Source organism: Enterobacter cloacae complex sp. 302F9 (genome assembly GCF_050030335.1).
Classification (GTDB): Bacteria; Pseudomonadota; Gammaproteobacteria; order Enterobacterales; family Enterobacteriaceae; genus Enterobacter; species Enterobacter hormaechei_C.
Map to the genome: position 1 here is coordinate 1699644 of NZ_JBLGUC010000001.1, position 15041 is coordinate 1714684.

Sequence of the window (15041 nt, forward strand, 5' to 3'; positions counted from 1 at the left end):
AGCGAATTCTCCGGTGGGGTATGGTTTTTTTATAAAACTCATCGGCACACGCCGTAAGCACGTTAATCATCAGTTTGAGAAATGCTTCCCGAAAAACCTGTCACGGATCTGTCACACTCAGGGCGACATTAAAAACGTGTGAGGAATTAGGGATGAGAAAAGCACTACTCGCAGTTGCCGTGGCAGGTACCCTTTCCGTGACCTTTGGCGCACAGGCGCAGGACACGCCGGACGGCTATCAGCTGGAACAGGTGCTCATCATGAGCCGCCACAACCTGCGCGCGCCGCTTGCCAATAACGGCAGCGTGCTGGAGCAGTCCACGCCGAAGCAGTGGCCGGAGTGGGACGTCCCGGGTGGACAGCTCACCACCAAAGGCGGCGTACTGGAAGTGTATATGGGTCACTATATGCGCGAGTGGCTGGCAGAGCAGGGGATGGTGAAGACGGGTGAATGCCCGCCAGCGGATGCCGTCTATGCCTACGCCAACAGCCTCCAGCGCACCGTGGCGACCGCGCAGTTCTTTATCACCGGCGCGTTCCCGGGGTGCGATGTTCCTGTGCATCACCAGGAAAAAATGGGCACCATGGACCCCACCTTCAATCCGGTCATTACCGATAACTCCCCTGAGTTTCGTGAGAAAGCGCTGAAAGCGATGGAGACGGAACGGCAGAAAATGCAGCTGGATGAAAGCTACAAACTGCTGGAACAGCTGACAAACTACAGCGACTCGCCGTCCTGCAAGGAGAAAAAAGTCTGCTCCCTGACGGAGGCGAAAGATACGTTCAGCGCCGATTATGAAAAAGAGCCGGGCGTCTCCGGGCCGCTGAAGGTGGGTAACTCGCTGGTGGATGCGTTCACGCTTCAGTATTACGAAGGCTTCCCGACAGACCAGGTGGCCTGGGGGGAAATCAAAACCGATCAGCAGTGGCGCGTACTGTCGAAGCTGAAAAACGGCTATCAGGACTCGCTGTTTACGTCGACGGAGGTGGCGCAGAACGTGGCTAAACCGCTGGTGAAGTACATTGATAAAGCGCTGGTGACCGACCAGGCAAAAGCGCCAAAAATCACCCTGCTGGTGGGGCACGACTCTAACATCGCCTCGCTGCTGACCGCGCTGGACTTCAGGCCTTATCAGCTGCACGACCAGCAGGAACGAACCCCGATTGGCGGTAAAATTGTCTTCCAGCGCTGGCATGACAAAAACACTAATCAGGAGCTGATGAAAATTGAGTATGTTTACCAGAGTTCAGAGCAGTTGCGTAACGCCAGCGTACTGTCGCTGCAATCCCCTGCGCAGCGCGTGACGCTGGAGCTGAAGGGCTGTCCGGTGGATGGCAACGGCTTCTGTCCTGTCGATAAATTCAATGCGGTGATGAACAACGCGGCGAAATAGAAGATAACCCCCCGCGTGGGCGGGGGGAACGTTCAGACGTTTTTACGTTCGATGGTTTGCTCGCCCCAGAACAGCGAGTCTTTGTCGGTTTTTTCGAAGGCGCGAACCAGCACTTCATCGTTGCCTTCTTCCCAAATCTGCTCAGCCAGCTTTTCGTCATAATTGGCGACTTCAAAGATGGCTTCGGCAATCTCCGGAGAGGTATTGCGTAAACTTGCCCATTCGCCCACGTGGTGAGCTTTGGATTCTTGAGTTGGCATACTTGTCCTCCTGTTGGGTTAGCCGTTCAGTTTTTTGGCAAGACCCGCGACGTATTCACCCTGATAGCGGGCGATTGAAAGTTCTTCATCGCTTGGCTGACGTGAACCATCGCCACCGGCAATGGTGGTCGCACCATACGGTGTCCCGCCACGAACCTGGGAAACATCGAACAGTTCCTGCGCGCCGTAGCCAATCGGCACAATCACCATCCCATGATGGGCAAGAGTAGTCCAGGTGGAGGTGATCGTCTGCTCCTGGCCGCCGCCCGTGCCGGTAGAGCTGAACACGCTGGCCAGCTTGCCGTATAACGCGCCGGAGGCCCAGAGCCCGCCCGTCTGGTCGAGGAAGGTGCGCATCTGGCCGGACATATTGCCGAAGCGGGTCGGGGTGCCGAAGATAATGGCATCATAGTCCGCGAGCTCCTGCGGGGTGGCGACCGGGGCGTTTTGTGTTTTCCCCCCGGCTTTGGCGAAGGCTTCCGCCTGCATGGTTTCCGGTACGCGTTTAACCACGACCTCAACGCCGTCTACTCTGTTTGCGCCTTCTGCTACTGCGTGAGCCATGGTTTCAATGTGTCCATACATGGAATAATAGAGCACCAGAACTTTTGCCATTTTGCATCACTCCTCGTTGGTTTTTCTTACAGCGGATCGCTGCGTTCCTTTAAAGATATGACATCACAGCCAGACTGCAAAAATGAACGGCATTTCTTTGATATATAACAATATCTTTTGGTTACGCGCCTTGTAGCAAAATGAAACAACTTTCGCGGCGCGGATTTTTCAAAATATAAGAATGGCTTATGAATAACTTCCCCGATATTTCATACGAAAGGCTGAGATCATGTTGCAGAATATTACCTCTCGCTTGCCGGATAGCCGCATTACACTAAGCTTAGTTTCACGCGGCACAGATAAAGGCACTGCCCTTGAGCCGCGAGGTGAAAGAATCCTCTTTTACTGAATGCAATATGATGTCTAATGTTTCACACTCTGGAGGTTAGAGATGGCAAACCATCGTGGTGGTTCAGGTAATTTCGCTGAAGACCGTGAAAGAGCATCAGAAGCAGGTCGTAAAGGTGGCCAGTCTAGCGGGGGCAACTTCAAAAACGACCCTCAGCGCGCATCAGAGGCTGGTAAAAAAGGGGGTAAAAATAGCCACGGCAGCAATAAGTAGTACGCCGGGTTAACGCCCTGCCGCCGGGTTTCCCGGCGGTTTTTTTATGTCAGCTACATTGAACTGTCATCAAAGGCATCGCACACTACAGGATTAATTCTTCGTGCTGGTGTCCCATGTCCGTTTCCCGTTTTACCTTCTCCATTAAGCCTCAGGAAGCGATCCTGATTTTGATCACCATGTTCTGGGGCGGAACCTTTCTTGCCGTTCAGTACGCGGTCACGATGAGCGATCCGTTTTTCTTTGTAGGGCTGCGCTTTGCAACCGCGGCGATTGCCGTGGCGCTTATTTCGCTGAAAACCCTGCGCGGGTTGACCCTGAGAGAGCTTAAGGCGGGTGTCGCCATTGGTGTGGCGATTGCCATGGGCTACAGCCTGCAAACGTGGGGGCTCCAGTCTATCTCCAGCAGTAAATCCGCCTTCATCACCGCCATGTACGTACCGCTGGTGCCGCTGTTGCAGTGGTTGTGCCTCGGCAGAATGCCGGGCTTGATGTCGTGCATTGGCATCGTGCTGGCGTTCATCGGCCTTATTTTATTAGCCGGGCCGGAAAATAATCTGCTGGCGCTGGGGCCGGGGGAGATCATCACTCTGGTGGGGGCCGTCGCCATTGCGGCAGAAATTATCCTGATTAGCGCCTGGGCAGGAAAAGTGGACGTCAAGCGGGTGACGGTGGTGCAGCTTACCACCGCGTCGCTGGTGGCGTTCGCGACGATGGTGCCGGCAGGGGAGTCCGTCCCGCCGATGTCTACCGGGCTTATCGTCGTGGCGCTGGGGCTGGGCATTTTCAGCGCCATTATCCAGGTCACCATGAACTGGGCGCAGCGCAGCGTATCCCCAACTCGGGCGACGGTCATTTATACCGGTGAACCGGTATGGGCGGGTATTTTCGGGCGACTCGCCGGGGAACGTCTGCCCCTGCTGGCGCTGGTGGGCGCGGCGTTTATTATCGCCGGGGTGCTGGTGAGCGAGTTGAAGTTAAAAAAACGACGTAAGGCGACTGCCGGATTGAGCGCTGAACAAGGGGCAGATAGCTAATAACGCGCAGCCTGCCCGTTTAGCCCGGCGGCGCTTCGCTTGCGCGGGCCTACTTGCCAATTGTAGGCCGGGTAAGCGTAGCGTCACCCGGCAAGAAAGCGGCACGTATTTCAGGTGGAGGGGGTGATGGCTTTTCCTTGCGGTACATCCCTTTTCCGGCGGCTCAGCAGGGCATTGAGCAGGATCGCGCCGAAGGTCGCCGTGCCAATCCCGCCCACCGTAAATCCGCCCAGCGTCAGGGCGAAATCACCCGCCCCCAACACCAGCGTTACCGCCACCATGATCAGGTTACCGTTCTGGCTCAGATCAACATGATTCTGCACCCAGATACGTGCCCCTGCCACGGCAATCAGACCAAATACCACAATCGAGGCGCCGCCAATCACGGGGGCCGGGATGGTGTGGATCAATGCGCCGAATTTCGGGGAAAAGCCGAGCAGCATCGCCATCACCGCCGCCGCCACGAAGACCAGCGTCGAGTAGACTTTGGTCACAGCCATCACGCCGATGTTTTCCGCGTAGGTCGTCACGCCGCTGCCGCCGACCGAGCCGGAGAGCATGGTCGCCAGACCGTCTCCCACAAACGCCCGCCCTATATACGGATCCATATTGCGCCCGGTCATTCCCGCTACGGCTTTCAGGTGGCCCAGGTTTTCAGCCACCAGAATCACCGCGACAGGCGCGATGAGCATCATCGCCTGAGCGTTAAAGGTGGGTGAGGTCATCTGCGGCAGGCCGAACCAGGCGGCCTGGTGAATCAGTGTGAAATCAACCGGTTTGCCGAGACCGAACACGTTCGCCAGCAGCGCGTAGACCAGACAGGCCGCAATCAGCCCGACCAGGATCAGCAGCCGTTGGATCATGCCGCGCGTAAAGACCGCCACCACGCCGATGCACAGCACCGTTATCACCGCCATCCAGCTTTCAAATGGTGAGCCGGAAACGCTCTTCACCGCAATCGGCGCGAGGTTCAGGCCTATCGCCATCACCACCGCCCCGGTGACGACGGGGGGCATCATCCGCTCGATCCAGCGCGTGCCGACTTTCATCACCACCAGACCGGTCAGGGTGTAGACCAGCCCACAGGCGATAATGCCGCCGAGGGCCACGCTCAGGTTGGGGTTAATACCCTGACCGTTAAACCCGGTCGCTGCAATGACCACCCCAACGAAGGCGGCGCTGGAGCCCAGATAGCTGGGCACACGCCCGCCGGTGACAAAAAAGAACAGCAGGGTACCCATACCCGACATCAAAATGGCGAGGTTAGGATCCAGCCCCATCAGCATGGGCATCAGCACCGTCGCCCCAAACATCGCGACCGCATGCTGCACGCCCATCACCATGGTCTGCCCGAGCGGGAGCCTTTCATCCGGCGCGACCACGCCTGCTTCTGTGGAGGTCGATTTCAACTGCCAGTGGGGAAGTCCGAACATGATCTGTCTCCTGAATGCGGATTAACAGGCGGGTCGCATAAGTGCGTGATAGCCGCGGTCAAACCACACCAGCCCTTGCGGCGCCGGGTGGCGTACGATGGATACAATGTCGCAGAACAGAATGTCGTGAGTACCGACGCTGACCACCTGGCTGATACGGCAGTCGAACGAGGCGAGCGCGTCCTCCAGACGCGGGCAGCCCGTGTCGCCCGTTTGCCAGCGAGCGGCGGCAAAGCGTTCCGCCATCGGCGTTTTACCGCCAAACAGGTTGGATAATGGCTCCTGTCCGGCACTCAGTGTGTTAACGCACAGGGTGCGGTTTTCGCTAAACGTCGACCAGACGGACGCGCCACGGTTGAGGCAAACCAGCAGAGTGGGCGGGGAATCGGTTACGCTGCATACCGCGCTGGCGGTGAAGCCCGCTTTTCCCGCCGGGCCGTCGGTGGTGATGATATTGACCGCTGCGCCGACGCAGGCCATAGCGTCGCGAAAGGTTTGTTTATCCGGTGTCATCACGTTCGCTCCTTACGCCAGCCCGCAGGCATCGTCAAAGGCCAGACGCGGCAGGCGTCCGTACAGTTTGGTCGTATCGCCATAGCCGATGTTAATCAGCAGATTGCTTTTGAGCAGCGTGCCCGTGAAATAGGCCGCGTCCACTTTTTCCCGGTCAAAACCCGACATCGGCCCGGTGTCCAGCCCGAGCGCGCGACAGGCGAAAATCAGGTACGCGGCCTGCATCGAACTGTTGCGAAAGGCGGTCTCTTCCGCCAGCGCGGGGCTTGCGGTAAACCAGCTTCTGGCATCGCCGTGCGGGAACAGTTCAGGCAGGCGCTCATAAAACTCGCTGTCCCAGGCGACAATCGCCGTGACCGGGGCCGTGAGCGTTTTCTCCAGGTTGCCGCTGGTGAGCGCCGGGCGCAGCTTCTCTTTTCCTTCCGGGCTTCGCACAAACACAATGCGCGCCGGGGAGCAGTTGGCGGACGTCGGCCCCCATTTCATCAGGTCATAAATCTCGCGCAGCGTCTCGTCACTGACCGGTATATCCAGCCAGCCGTTATGGGTACGTGCGCCGGTAAACAGCGTTTCCAGCGCGGCGGGCGTGATGGCTTCGCTCATTCAAGCTCCTTACAAAGCGGGTTCTGGGCTGTGCAGCAGGCTGGCAAGCCCGTTCAGCAGCAGAGTGTTAAAGATGTCCGGCGCGGTCACATTGCAGGCATGCCCGCCCTGGCGCATGACCGTTTTGCGGGCGTGCGGGAGGGCGGCGTGCAGTTCAGCGGAGCAGACGGACGGCACCAGCAGATCGTCGGTGGAGCAGATAATCTGTACGGGGCAGCGAACGCGTGCAGCGTGGCGGCTGAAATCGGCCTGTTTCAGGGCATGCAGCCTGCGCAGCAGATTGGCTTTGCCCTGAAAATGGGCCAGCGCCAGCGCGTGCTCGGCCTCCAGCCGCGGGGCGCGGGCGGCCATCCAGTCTGCCGGGTAGAGGAACAACGGCTGTGCCTCTACCCACGCCTGCGCGCCGCCCGCATGCAGCAGACGTTCGCGAACGTCAAAACAGCGGCGGGTATGGGCATTGAGGGTCAGCCAGCCGTTGACGCAGACCAGCGCGGTGAGGGCGTCGGGCTTATCGATGGCCAGCCGCAGGCCGACCAGCGCCCCCAGCGCGTGGCCGACTACGCAGTAACGGGCGATCCCGGCCCCGGCTAACGCCAGCGCAAGCTCGTCGGCCATGTGTGCGAGGGTGTAGTTTTCCGGCAGGGTATCCGGGTTGTTCCCCGTGCCCCGCTGGTCGTAGCACACCACCTGATACTCCTGCCCCAGCACGGCGAGCTGGGGCAGCCAGTAGCTGCCGCTGCCGCCGAGCCCGGCAATCAGTACCACCACGGGCGCGCCCGCAAAGGGGGGCGGTGAAATGGACAGTTTCATGGCCGCCTCACTTCGCGATGTGCGCAACGGTGGCAATTTCAACCAGCGCTTCGGGCTTTACCAGCCCGCACTGGATGCAAAACCGCGCCGGTTTATCGCCGGGGAAAAACTCCGCGTAGATTTCGTTAATCGCGGCGTAGTTTTTCCAGTCGGTGATAAAGATGCTGTTGAAGGTCACGTCCTCCATCGTCCCACCCGCCGTTTCGATCACGGTTTTGATCGTCTCCAGCACGTGGCGGGTTTGCGCCTTTGGGTCATCGATAAACACCACGTTGTTGTCTTTATCAAACGGCAGCGTGCCCGAGACATACACCACGCCGTCGGCGAGAGTGCCGGGGGCAAACGGGGCAATCGGGGTGCTGGTGCCCGGCGGAATAATCACGGATTTCGGCATAGCGGTTCTCCTCAGGCGATGCGGGCGAGCGGGGGATCCAGCGCGTCGCAGAAATCATTGACGTTACTGACCCAGCCAAAAAAGGTTTCGATATTGAACAGGGCGGCTTTCTGGGCAAAATCCGGCCCGGCCTGATGGGTGGCATCCTCCAGCACCACCCCAAAATACTCGAGGAAAAAGCCGTCGCGCAGGGTCGACTCCACGCACACGTTGGTGGCGATGCCGGTGAACACCAGATGGCGAATGCCCCGGCTGCGCAGCAGGCTGTCGAGCGGGGTATTGAAAAAGCCGCTGTAGCGCGGTTTCGGCAGCACGATATCGCCGGGTTCCGGTACCAGCTCATCCACCAGCTGATAATCCCAGCCGCCTTTCGCCAGCAGCGTGCCCTGGAGTTCGGGCCGTTGACGCATGGTTTTCAGGGCGTTGGATTTGTGAAAGTTGGGTGAGCCGGGACCGCCAGCCTCGACGTACTGGTCGTCCCAGCCGTTCTGGAACCAGACGATCAGCATGCCCGCAGCACGCGCGGCGCTCACGGCGGTTTTGATGTTCTCAATCACCGGCTGCGTGGTGGAGACGTCAAACCCGGCCAGATCCAGATACCCGCCTTTACTGGCATAGGCGTTTTGCATATCCACCACGATCAGCGCGCTGCGCTGCGCGTCAAAGGTAATGGCTTCCGGGCGAGCGTTGAGGGTCGTCATTACGCCACCTCCTTCGTCACGGCAGGGATGTGGGCGCGGCACTGCATCAGCGGCTGAATGCGCTCGCCGAAAGTTTCCACGCCGGTGAGAAAATTATCGAAGGTCAGCAGCACGCCTTCGGCGCCGGGCACGGCAGCCACTTCGTCGAGCATTCTGGCGACGCTGGCATACGAGCCAACCAGGGTGCCCATGTTGATATTGACGGCAGACGTCGGGTCGGCCATCTGGCGAACGTTGGTGTCCGCGCCGGAGCGGGTATCCTTCTGGCTCTGCTCGGTAAGCCAGCTCAGCGCTTCGTCATCCGCGCCGTCCTTGTATCGTTCCCATTTGGCGCGCGCGGCGTCGTCGGTTTCGTCGGCAATCACCATAAACAGCACGTAGGAACCCACGTCGCGCCCGGTTTTGTCGGCGGCCGCTTTCATGCGTGCCGCGGTGGGCGCGAAGGCGGCCGGGGTGTTAACGCCTTTGCCGAAGCAGAAGTTGAAGTCGGCGTATTTCGCCGAGAATTCCATTCCCGCGTCGCTCTGTCCGGCGCATATCACCTTCATCGGCACCGACGGCTGCGGGCTGACGCGGCAGTCGTTCATGGTAAAGAAGTCGCCTTTGAAATCGCTTTTGCCGGTGCCCCATAGATCGCGCAGCACCCGCACATATTCAGTCAGGTAGTCGTAACGACGGGAGAAGTAATCGTCCCCCGGCCAGATCCCCATCTGCTCGTACTCCGGCTTTTGCCAGCCGGTGACCAGGTTAACGCCAAAGCGCCCGCCGGAGATGGAGTCGATGGTGGAGGCCATCCGCGCCACGATTGCCGGGGGAAGGGTAAGGGTGGCGGCGGTGGCGTAAATCTGGATGCGCGAGGTTACCGCCGCCAGGCCCGCCATCAGGGTGAAAGACTCCAGGTTGTGGTCCCAGAATTCGGTCTTACCGCCGAAACCGCGCAGCTTGATCATCGAGAGCGCAAAGTCGAAGTGGTAGTGCTCCGCTTTCTGCACGATGGCTTTATTCAGCTCAAAGGTCGGCATGTATTGCGGGGCAGTGGTCGAGATAAGCCAGCCGTTGTTGCCGATCGGTACAAATACGCCAATTTTCATCACGAACCTCTCTTCATTACGTCGCAGGTGTCACGATGTTTTTGCAAAGGCAGTGCCAGTTTTGAAAATCACTTTGTTATTAATGTGTTAAATGATGGTTGTTAAAATTAACAGCGAAAATGTGGACTGGATGGTCAAAATCATTGCACAGAAAACAGGCACTCATGCGCGCTGAGGGTGCAGAAGGTCGTGGCGAGACGGGGGTTTTGCTATGCTGAGCGCAGGACAGAAAATGGAGAGCGAAAATGACACAAGGCGCAGTGAAAACACCCGGAAAACGTTCGCAGGCGGTGAGCGCCAAGAAACAGGCGATCCTCAGCGCTGCGCTGGAGACATTTTCGCAGTTTGGTATTCACGGTACGCGCCTTGAGCAGGTGGCGGAGCAGGCCGGGGTGTCCAAAACCAATCTGCTCTACTACTACCCGTCAAAAGAGGCGCTCTATATCGCGGTGATGCAGCAGATCCTCGATATCTGGCTGGCACCTCTAAAGGCGTTTCGCGAAGAGCTGGCCCCGCTGGTGGCGATAGAGGAGTACATACGCCTGAAGCTGGAGGTATCGCGTGATTACCCGCAGGCATCAAGGCTGTTCTGCCTGGAGATGTTGCAGGGCGCGCCGCTGTTGCAGGCGGAGCTGACGGGAGATCTAAAACAGCTGGTGGACGATAAATCGGCCATTATTGCCGGATGGGTCGCCAGCGGAAAACTGGCGCCCGTCGATCCGCATCATCTGATCTTCATGATTTGGGCCTCAACCCAGCACTACGCTGACTTCGCGGCCCAGGTCGAGGCGGTGACCGGTAAAACGCTCCAGGACGAGGCGTTTTTCCAGAGTACGCTGGATAACGTGCAGCGGATGATTATCGAAGGGATCCGTGTGCGCTAATCAGCCGGTTGGAAAGGGCAGCTTAAATTGCCCTCTTCACACTGCATCAACGAGGCCAGAAAGGCTTCGCGCTCCGCTGTTTTCTCCGTCAGGCACTGGTTGATAATCATCGGCTGAATAGTGCCACCTTCGGTTCCTGAACCCATCAATTTACAGTCTGCGTCACGCAGGGCGATCCACGCCTGCTGCGCCTTTTTCAGCAGGTCGCGCTGAGGGGCTGCCGCGCGTTTGATGGCGGCCTGGTACGTCTGGTTGAGCTTTTTATCCGCAGCCTGGTACTGCTCTGCCGCACAGGCACTGAGTTCTGTCTGGGTGGTCGCTTTGTCGCACTCGTCGGCCAGCGCACTGGCGCTGAGCAGCAGTGCTGCGCCTGCGAGAAATATTCTTTTCATCATTCCCTCCGTGTAAAAAAGCCGGATGCGCTGCGCTTATCCGGCCTGGGCTATTTTGTAGCCCCGGTAAGCGTAGCGTCACCGGGGAGAGTTTACACGATTAACCGATTGTCATCAGGCTGGCGTTACCGCCCGCCGCCGCGGTGTTGACGCTGAGCGAGCGCTCAACGTACAGACGCTCCAGCAGCAGGTTGGTCTCCCCGCGGGCGAAGCCCTGCACCGAGACAATCGCGCCGCTGCGGGCCGCAACCTGCTCGCACAGTTCGCGCAGCTGGTCGGAATCACCGTGGTAGATCACCGCGTCAAACGGCTGGGTCAGCAGGGCATCGGCCTTCGCAAAGCGAATGCGGGCCGAGACCGCTTTTGGCAACTGTTTGGCGAGGTCGCGATGCAGGGCATCTTCCGGCCACAGCACCTCACAGCGCGTTGCCGTTGCGGCTGCCAGCTGCACCAGCGCATCCTCCTCGTTATCCGCCACGCACAGCACACGCTCGCGCGGCATCAGCGTCCAGGTGTTGCGCTCACCGGTTGGACCCGGCAGCAGACGCTGTGTTCCCGCCTGCGCCAGTTCGCCGTACTGCTGTGCAATCGCATGCAGCTCGGGACGATTTTCAGCCCACTTAATCAGCGCGTCCAGCGGCTGGGTCAGCACGGCTTTCACCTGCGCATCCACCGGATATTCCGCGTCCTGACGCGCCAGCGTCACGCCCAGCGCATTTTCCGGACGGTTTGCCAGCAGGCGGTACAGATAGAGCGGACCGCCCGCTTTCGGGCCGGTGCCGGAGAGACCTTCACCGCCGAACGGCTGCACGCCCACGACCGCGCCAACCATGTTGCGGTTGACGTACAGGTTGCCGACTTTAGCATTGCCGGTCACCTGGGCAATGGTTTCGTCGATACGGGTATGCACGCCAAGCGTCAGGCCGTAACCCGAGGCGTTGATCTGATCGATCAGCTCGTTGAGGTTGTTACGGTTGTAGCGCACCACGTGCAGTACCGGACCGAAGACCTCTTTTTTCAGCTCGTCGAAGCTTGCCAGCTCAATCAGCGTTGGCGGCACGAAGGTGCCGGTCTGCCACTCGCGGGCATCTTCGCTGTTCTCGCGCACCGCCTGGAACACCGGACGGCCTTTGGCACGCATGGTCTGAATGTGGTTTTCAATGTTGGCTTTGGCTTCCGCGTCGATGACCGGCCCGATGTCGGTGGTGAGACGGCCCGGGTTGCCCATGCGGCATTCCGCCATCGCACCGCGCAGCATCTTCAGCGTGTGGTCAGCCACGTCATCCTGTAAGCACAGTACGCGCAGGGCGGAACAGCGTTGGCCCGCGCTGTCGAAGGCAGAGGCCAGCACGTCAACGACGACCTGCTCGGTGAGCGCGGAGGAGTCCACGATCATGGCGTTCATGCCGCCGGTTTCAGCGATCAGCGGGGTAGGACGGCCCTGCGCATCCAGACGGGTGGCGATGTTGCGTTGTAGCAGGGAGGCCACTTCGGTAGAACCGGTAAACATCACGCCGCGTACGCGGTTATCGGAGGTCAGTTTGGCCCCGACCGTTTCACCGCGCCCTGGCAGCAGCTGCACCACGCCCGCCGGTACGCCCGCTTCCAGCAGAATGTTAATGCCCTGGGCGGCAATCAGCGGGGTCTGCTCTGCCGGTTTCGCCAGCACGCTGTTGCCTGCGGCCAGCGCCGCGGCAATCTGGCCGGTGAAGATCGCCAGCGGGAAGTTCCACGGGCTGATACACACCACCGGGCCGAGCGGACGGTGGGTTTCGTTGTCGAAATCATCGCGCACCTGACCGGCGTAGTAGTGCAGGAAGTCGACCGCCTCGCGCACTTCGGCGATGGCGTTGCTGAAGGTTTTACCCGCTTCACGCACCAGAATGCCGATAAGCTGCTGCATCTGATCTTCCATCAGCACCGCCGCGCGTTCCAGAATGGCGGCACGCTCCTGCGGCGGGGTGGCAAACCAGATTGGCGCGTTGTTCACCGCGCTCTCCAGGGCCTGCTCCACTTCCGTTTCCGTGGCTTCGCGCACGTAGCCGACGATATCCTTCGGCTCTGCCGGGTTGATCACCGGCTGCATTTCACCGTCCTCAACGGACTGCTCAAGGATCGGCCTGGCCTGCCACTTATGCAATGCGCTGTTTAGCAGGGCAGAAGAGAGCGACGCCAGACGGTGTTCGTTGGCGAGATCCAGACCCGCCGAGTTGACGCGACCTGCACCATACAGCTCGCGCGGCAGGGCAATCTTCGGATGCGGCAGACCAATCTGGCCTTCCTGCGCCGCCATCTTCTCAACGGCCTGTACCGGATCGGCCACCAGCTCGTCCAGCGGCAGGGTGGTATCGGCGATGCGGTTAACAAAGGAGGTGTTCGCCCCGTTCTCCAGCAGACGACGCACCAGGTAGGCCAGCAGGGTTTCGTGGGTACCTACCGGGGCATAGATTCGGCACGGACGGTTCAGCATGCCGTCGGCCACTTTACCGGTCACTTGCTCGTACAGCGGTTCACCCATGCCGTGCAGGCACTGGAACTCGTACTGGCCCGGATAGTAGTTTTGCCCGGCCAGGCTGTAGATCGCCGCCAGGGTGTGGGCGTTGTGGGTGGCGAACTGAGGATAAATCAGGTTCGGCACGCCGAGCAGTTTTTTCGCGCAGGCGAGGTAAGAGACGTCGGTATAGACCTTGCGGGTATAGACCGGATAACCTTCCAGACCTTCCATCTGGGCGCGTTTGATTTCGCTGTCCCAGTAGGCGCCCTTCACCAGACGGATCATCAGGCGGCGACGGCTGCGGCTGGCCAGATCAATCAGGTAGTCAATGACGAACGGACAGCGTTTCTGGTAGGCCTGGATAACGAAACCAATCCCGTTCCAGCCCGCCAGCTCCGGCTCGAAGCACAGTTTTTCCAGCAGGTCGAGGGAGATCTCCAGACGGTCCGCCTCTTCGGCGTCGATGTTGATGCCGATGTCATACTGGCGCGCCAGCAGGGTCAGGGACTTCAGGCGCGGGTAGAGTTCTTCCATCACCCGGTCGTACTGCGCACGGCTGTAGCGCGGGTGCAGGGCGGAAAGCTTGATAGAGATGCCCGGACCTTCATAAATACCGCGACCGTTGGACGCTTTACCGATGGCGTGGATCGCCTGCTGGTAAGAGACCATGTAGGCCTGCGCGTCGGCGGCGGTCAGCGCCGCTTCACCCAGCATGTCGTAGGAGTAGCGGAAGCCTTTATCTTCCAGCTTACGGGCGTTCGCCAGCGCTTCGGCAATGGTTTCCCCGGTGACGAACTGCTCGCCCATCAGGCGCATCGCCATGTCCACGCCCTTGCGGATCAGCGGCTCGCCGCTCTTGCCGATAATGCGGTTCAGAGAGCGTGACAGGTTGGCTTCGTTATGGGTGGAGACCAGCTTGCCGGTAAACAGCAGACCCCAGGTGGCGGCGTTGACGAACAGGGACGGGCTGCGGCCAATGTGGGAGTGCCAGTTGCCGTTACTGATTTTGTCGCGGATCAGGGCATCGCGGGTGGCTTTATCCGGAATACGCAGCAGCGCTTCCGCCAGACACATCAGCGCCACGCCTTCCTGCGAGGAGAGGGAGAACTCCTGCAACAGACCCTGCACCATACCGGCGCGTCCGCTGGCGGTTTTCTGGTTACGCAGCTTGTCGGCGAGCTGATACGCGAGGCTGTGCGCCTGAGCGGCAACGGCTTCCGGCAGGCGCGCCTGCTCCAGCAGCATCGGCACGGCGTCGGTTTCGGCACGGCGGTAGGCGCCGGTAATGGCGGCGCGGCTGACGGACTGCGGCAGGATCTGCTCGGCAAATTCCAGGAACGGCTGGTGGTTCTCTTCAATGGCCGTCGCGGCCTCTTCGCTTTCGTTCGCTGCGCCCGCCAGCAGAGCAGGCAGCTCCGGCAGACCTTCTTCACTCTCCAGTCTTTCCAGATAGTTAAAAATCGCCTGCTTGATTAACCAGTGCGGTGTGCGGTCGATGCGGGTCGCAGCGGTTTTAATCCGTTCGCGGGTAGCGTCATCCAGCTTAACCCCCATGGTGGTCATCCCCATGCCAAAACTCCTGTTGTTCTGTAATAGCGTTCTGTTGATAGCGTGAAATATCCACCATGTTGCAACTTTGTGCAACCGTGTTAAATGTGACCTGGTCTGCAAGCTGGAAAATGAATGGATTGTTAACGATTAGTTAGCTGTGAAAAAGAACGTGCGGCGGTTTCTGAGCCCAGTTTTTATGCGGTGCTTAACACTTTTTAAAGGTGCAACCCGTAAAAGCGTGAGCGAGTGCAACCTATAGGAAAGACGTATAAAACCAGGGATGAAATTCATGTAAATGCAGTGTTAA

Annotated in this window: 15 protein-coding genes; 4 read left to right on the plus strand and 11 right to left on the minus strand. The window is 59.4% G+C overall.

Going from position 1 to position 15041, the window contains the following annotated elements; translation table 11 throughout:
- The first annotated feature begins 152 nt into the window (after nucleotides 1-152).
- Entirely contained in the window at nucleotides 153-1394 is a 1242-nt protein-coding gene (gene agp / locus ACQG0T_RS07955) for a bifunctional glucose-1-phosphatase/inositol phosphatase (protein ID WP_126291286.1), read from the plus strand.
- A 32-nt stretch (nucleotides 1395-1426) separates the two neighbouring features.
- Here agp and ACQG0T_RS07960 read toward each other — a convergent pair whose 3' ends face one another.
- Together ACQG0T_RS07960 and wrbA are read right to left on the minus strand one after the other, a co-directional pair.
- Nucleotides 1427-1654, minus strand: coding sequence for a YccJ family protein (locus tag ACQG0T_RS07960; RefSeq protein WP_006809324.1), 228 nt, complete (start codon nucleotides 1652-1654; stop codon nucleotides 1427-1429).
- An 18-nt stretch (nucleotides 1655-1672) separates the two neighbouring features.
- Nucleotides 1673-2269 (minus strand): NAD(P)H:quinone oxidoreductase, encoded by a 597-nt coding sequence (gene wrbA, locus ACQG0T_RS07965; protein WP_252051404.1) that lies wholly within the window; start codon nucleotides 2267-2269, stop codon nucleotides 1673-1675.
- A gap of 391 nt (nucleotides 2270-2660) precedes the next feature.
- Here wrbA and ACQG0T_RS07970 point away from each other — a divergent pair, with 391 nt between their 5' ends.
- Both ACQG0T_RS07970 and ACQG0T_RS07975 read left to right on the plus strand, forming a co-directional pair.
- Entirely contained in the window at nucleotides 2661-2831 is a 171-nt protein-coding gene (locus ACQG0T_RS07970) for a general stress protein (protein ID WP_001273664.1), read from the plus strand.
- A gap of 116 nt (nucleotides 2832-2947) precedes the next feature.
- On the plus strand, nucleotides 2948-3868 hold the full coding sequence (locus tag ACQG0T_RS07975) for a DMT family transporter (RefSeq protein WP_017384777.1): 921 nt from the start codon (nucleotides 2948-2950) through the stop codon (nucleotides 3866-3868).
- 110 nt (nucleotides 3869-3978) lie between these two features.
- Here ACQG0T_RS07975 and rutG read toward each other — a convergent pair whose 3' ends face one another.
- Genes rutG through rutA form a run of 7 tightly spaced genes read right to left on the minus strand, consistent with a single transcriptional unit; the run spans nucleotide 3979 to nucleotide 9413 of the window.
- Nucleotides 3979-5301, minus strand: a complete 1323-nt coding sequence (gene rutG / locus ACQG0T_RS07980; RefSeq protein WP_094089241.1) for a pyrimidine utilization transport protein G — start codon at nucleotides 5299-5301, stop codon at nucleotides 3979-3981.
- Nucleotides 5302-5322: 21 nt separating this feature from the next.
- Complete coding sequence (gene rutF / locus ACQG0T_RS07985) at nucleotides 5323-5814, minus strand: NADH-dependent FMN reductase RutF (RefSeq protein ID WP_040117474.1); 492 nt, start codon at nucleotides 5812-5814, stop codon at nucleotides 5323-5325.
- Between the two features lie 12 nt (nucleotides 5815-5826).
- A complete protein-coding gene (locus ACQG0T_RS07990; protein WP_103270012.1) occupies nucleotides 5827-6417 on the minus strand; it encodes a malonic semialdehyde reductase in 591 nt (196 codons plus the stop codon).
- Between the two features lie 9 nt (nucleotides 6418-6426).
- Nucleotides 6427-7227: a pyrimidine utilization protein D gene (gene rutD / locus ACQG0T_RS07995; protein ID WP_045907445.1), complete on the minus strand. Its 801-nt coding sequence runs from the start codon at nucleotides 7225-7227 to the stop codon at nucleotides 6427-6429.
- A 7-nt stretch (nucleotides 7228-7234) separates the two neighbouring features.
- Complete coding sequence (gene rutC, locus ACQG0T_RS08000; protein ID WP_040117477.1) at nucleotides 7235-7621, minus strand: pyrimidine utilization protein C; 387 nt, start codon at nucleotides 7619-7621, stop codon at nucleotides 7235-7237.
- Between the two features lie 11 nt (nucleotides 7622-7632).
- On the minus strand, nucleotides 7633-8322 hold the full coding sequence (gene rutB, locus ACQG0T_RS08005) for a pyrimidine utilization protein B (protein WP_063151336.1): 690 nt from the start codon (nucleotides 8320-8322) through the stop codon (nucleotides 7633-7635).
- Nucleotides 8322-9413, minus strand: a complete 1092-nt coding sequence (rutA, locus tag ACQG0T_RS08010; RefSeq protein ID WP_063151337.1) for a pyrimidine utilization protein A — start codon at nucleotides 9411-9413, stop codon at nucleotides 8322-8324. Before rutA ends, rutB begins: the two co-directional genes overlap by 1 nt.
- 245 nt (nucleotides 9414-9658) lie before the next feature.
- Here rutA and rutR point away from each other — a divergent pair, with 245 nt between their 5' ends.
- Entirely contained in the window at nucleotides 9659-10297 is a 639-nt protein-coding gene (rutR, locus tag ACQG0T_RS08015) for an HTH-type transcriptional regulator RutR (RefSeq protein ID WP_032647941.1), read from the plus strand.
- Here rutR and ACQG0T_RS08020 read toward each other — a convergent pair.
- Nucleotides 10294-10689, minus strand: a complete 396-nt coding sequence (locus ACQG0T_RS08020; protein ID WP_032647943.1) for a lysozyme inhibitor LprI family protein — start codon at nucleotides 10687-10689, stop codon at nucleotides 10294-10296. The genes rutR and ACQG0T_RS08020 overlap by 4 nt on opposite strands.
- Before the next feature lie 100 nt (nucleotides 10690-10789).
- Nucleotides 10790-14752, minus strand: a complete 3963-nt coding sequence (gene putA, locus ACQG0T_RS08025; protein WP_271040664.1) for a trifunctional transcriptional regulator/proline dehydrogenase/L-glutamate gamma-semialdehyde dehydrogenase — start codon at nucleotides 14750-14752, stop codon at nucleotides 10790-10792.
- Nucleotides 14753-15041: the final 289 nt, after the last annotated feature.

Excerpts from the sequence above, each read along its gene's own strand:
- agp (WP_126291286.1), top strand. The coding sequence starts at position 153 with ATGAGAAAAGCACTACTCGCAGTTGCCGTGGCAGGTACCCTTTCCGTG.
- ACQG0T_RS07960 (WP_006809324.1), bottom strand. The coding sequence starts at position 1,654 with ATGCCAACTCAAGAATCCAAAGCTCACCACGTGGGCGAATGGGCAAGT.
- wrbA (WP_252051404.1), bottom strand. The coding sequence starts at position 2,269 with ATGGCAAAAGTTCTGGTGCTCTATTATTCCATGTATGGACACATTGAA.
- ACQG0T_RS07970 (WP_001273664.1), top strand. The coding sequence starts at position 2,661 with ATGGCAAACCATCGTGGTGGTTCAGGTAATTTCGCTGAAGACCGTGAA.
- ACQG0T_RS07975 (WP_017384777.1), top strand. The coding sequence starts at position 2,948 with ATGTCCGTTTCCCGTTTTACCTTCTCCATTAAGCCTCAGGAAGCGATC.
- rutG (WP_094089241.1), bottom strand. The coding sequence starts at position 5,301 with ATGTTCGGACTTCCCCACTGGCAGTTGAAATCGACCTCCACAGAAGCA.
- rutF (WP_040117474.1), bottom strand. The coding sequence starts at position 5,814 with ATGACACCGGATAAACAAACCTTTCGCGACGCTATGGCCTGCGTCGGC.
- ACQG0T_RS07990 (WP_103270012.1), bottom strand. The coding sequence starts at position 6,417 with ATGAGCGAAGCCATCACGCCCGCCGCGCTGGAAACGCTGTTTACCGGC.
- rutD (WP_045907445.1), bottom strand. The coding sequence starts at position 7,227 with ATGAAACTGTCCATTTCACCGCCCCCCTTTGCGGGCGCGCCCGTGGTG.
- rutC (WP_040117477.1), bottom strand. The coding sequence starts at position 7,621 with ATGCCGAAATCCGTGATTATTCCGCCGGGCACCAGCACCCCGATTGCC.
- rutB (WP_063151336.1), bottom strand. The coding sequence starts at position 8,322 with ATGACGACCCTCAACGCTCGCCCGGAAGCCATTACCTTTGACGCGCAG.
- rutA (WP_063151337.1), bottom strand. The coding sequence starts at position 9,413 with ATGAAAATTGGCGTATTTGTACCGATCGGCAACAACGGCTGGCTTATC.
- rutR (WP_032647941.1), top strand. The coding sequence starts at position 9,659 with ATGACACAAGGCGCAGTGAAAACACCCGGAAAACGTTCGCAGGCGGTG.
- ACQG0T_RS08020 (WP_032647943.1), bottom strand. The coding sequence starts at position 10,689 with ATGAAAAGAATATTTCTCGCAGGCGCAGCACTGCTGCTCAGCGCCAGT.
- putA (WP_271040664.1), bottom strand. The coding sequence starts at position 14,752 with ATGGGGATGACCACCATGGGGGTTAAGCTGGATGACGCTACCCGCGAA.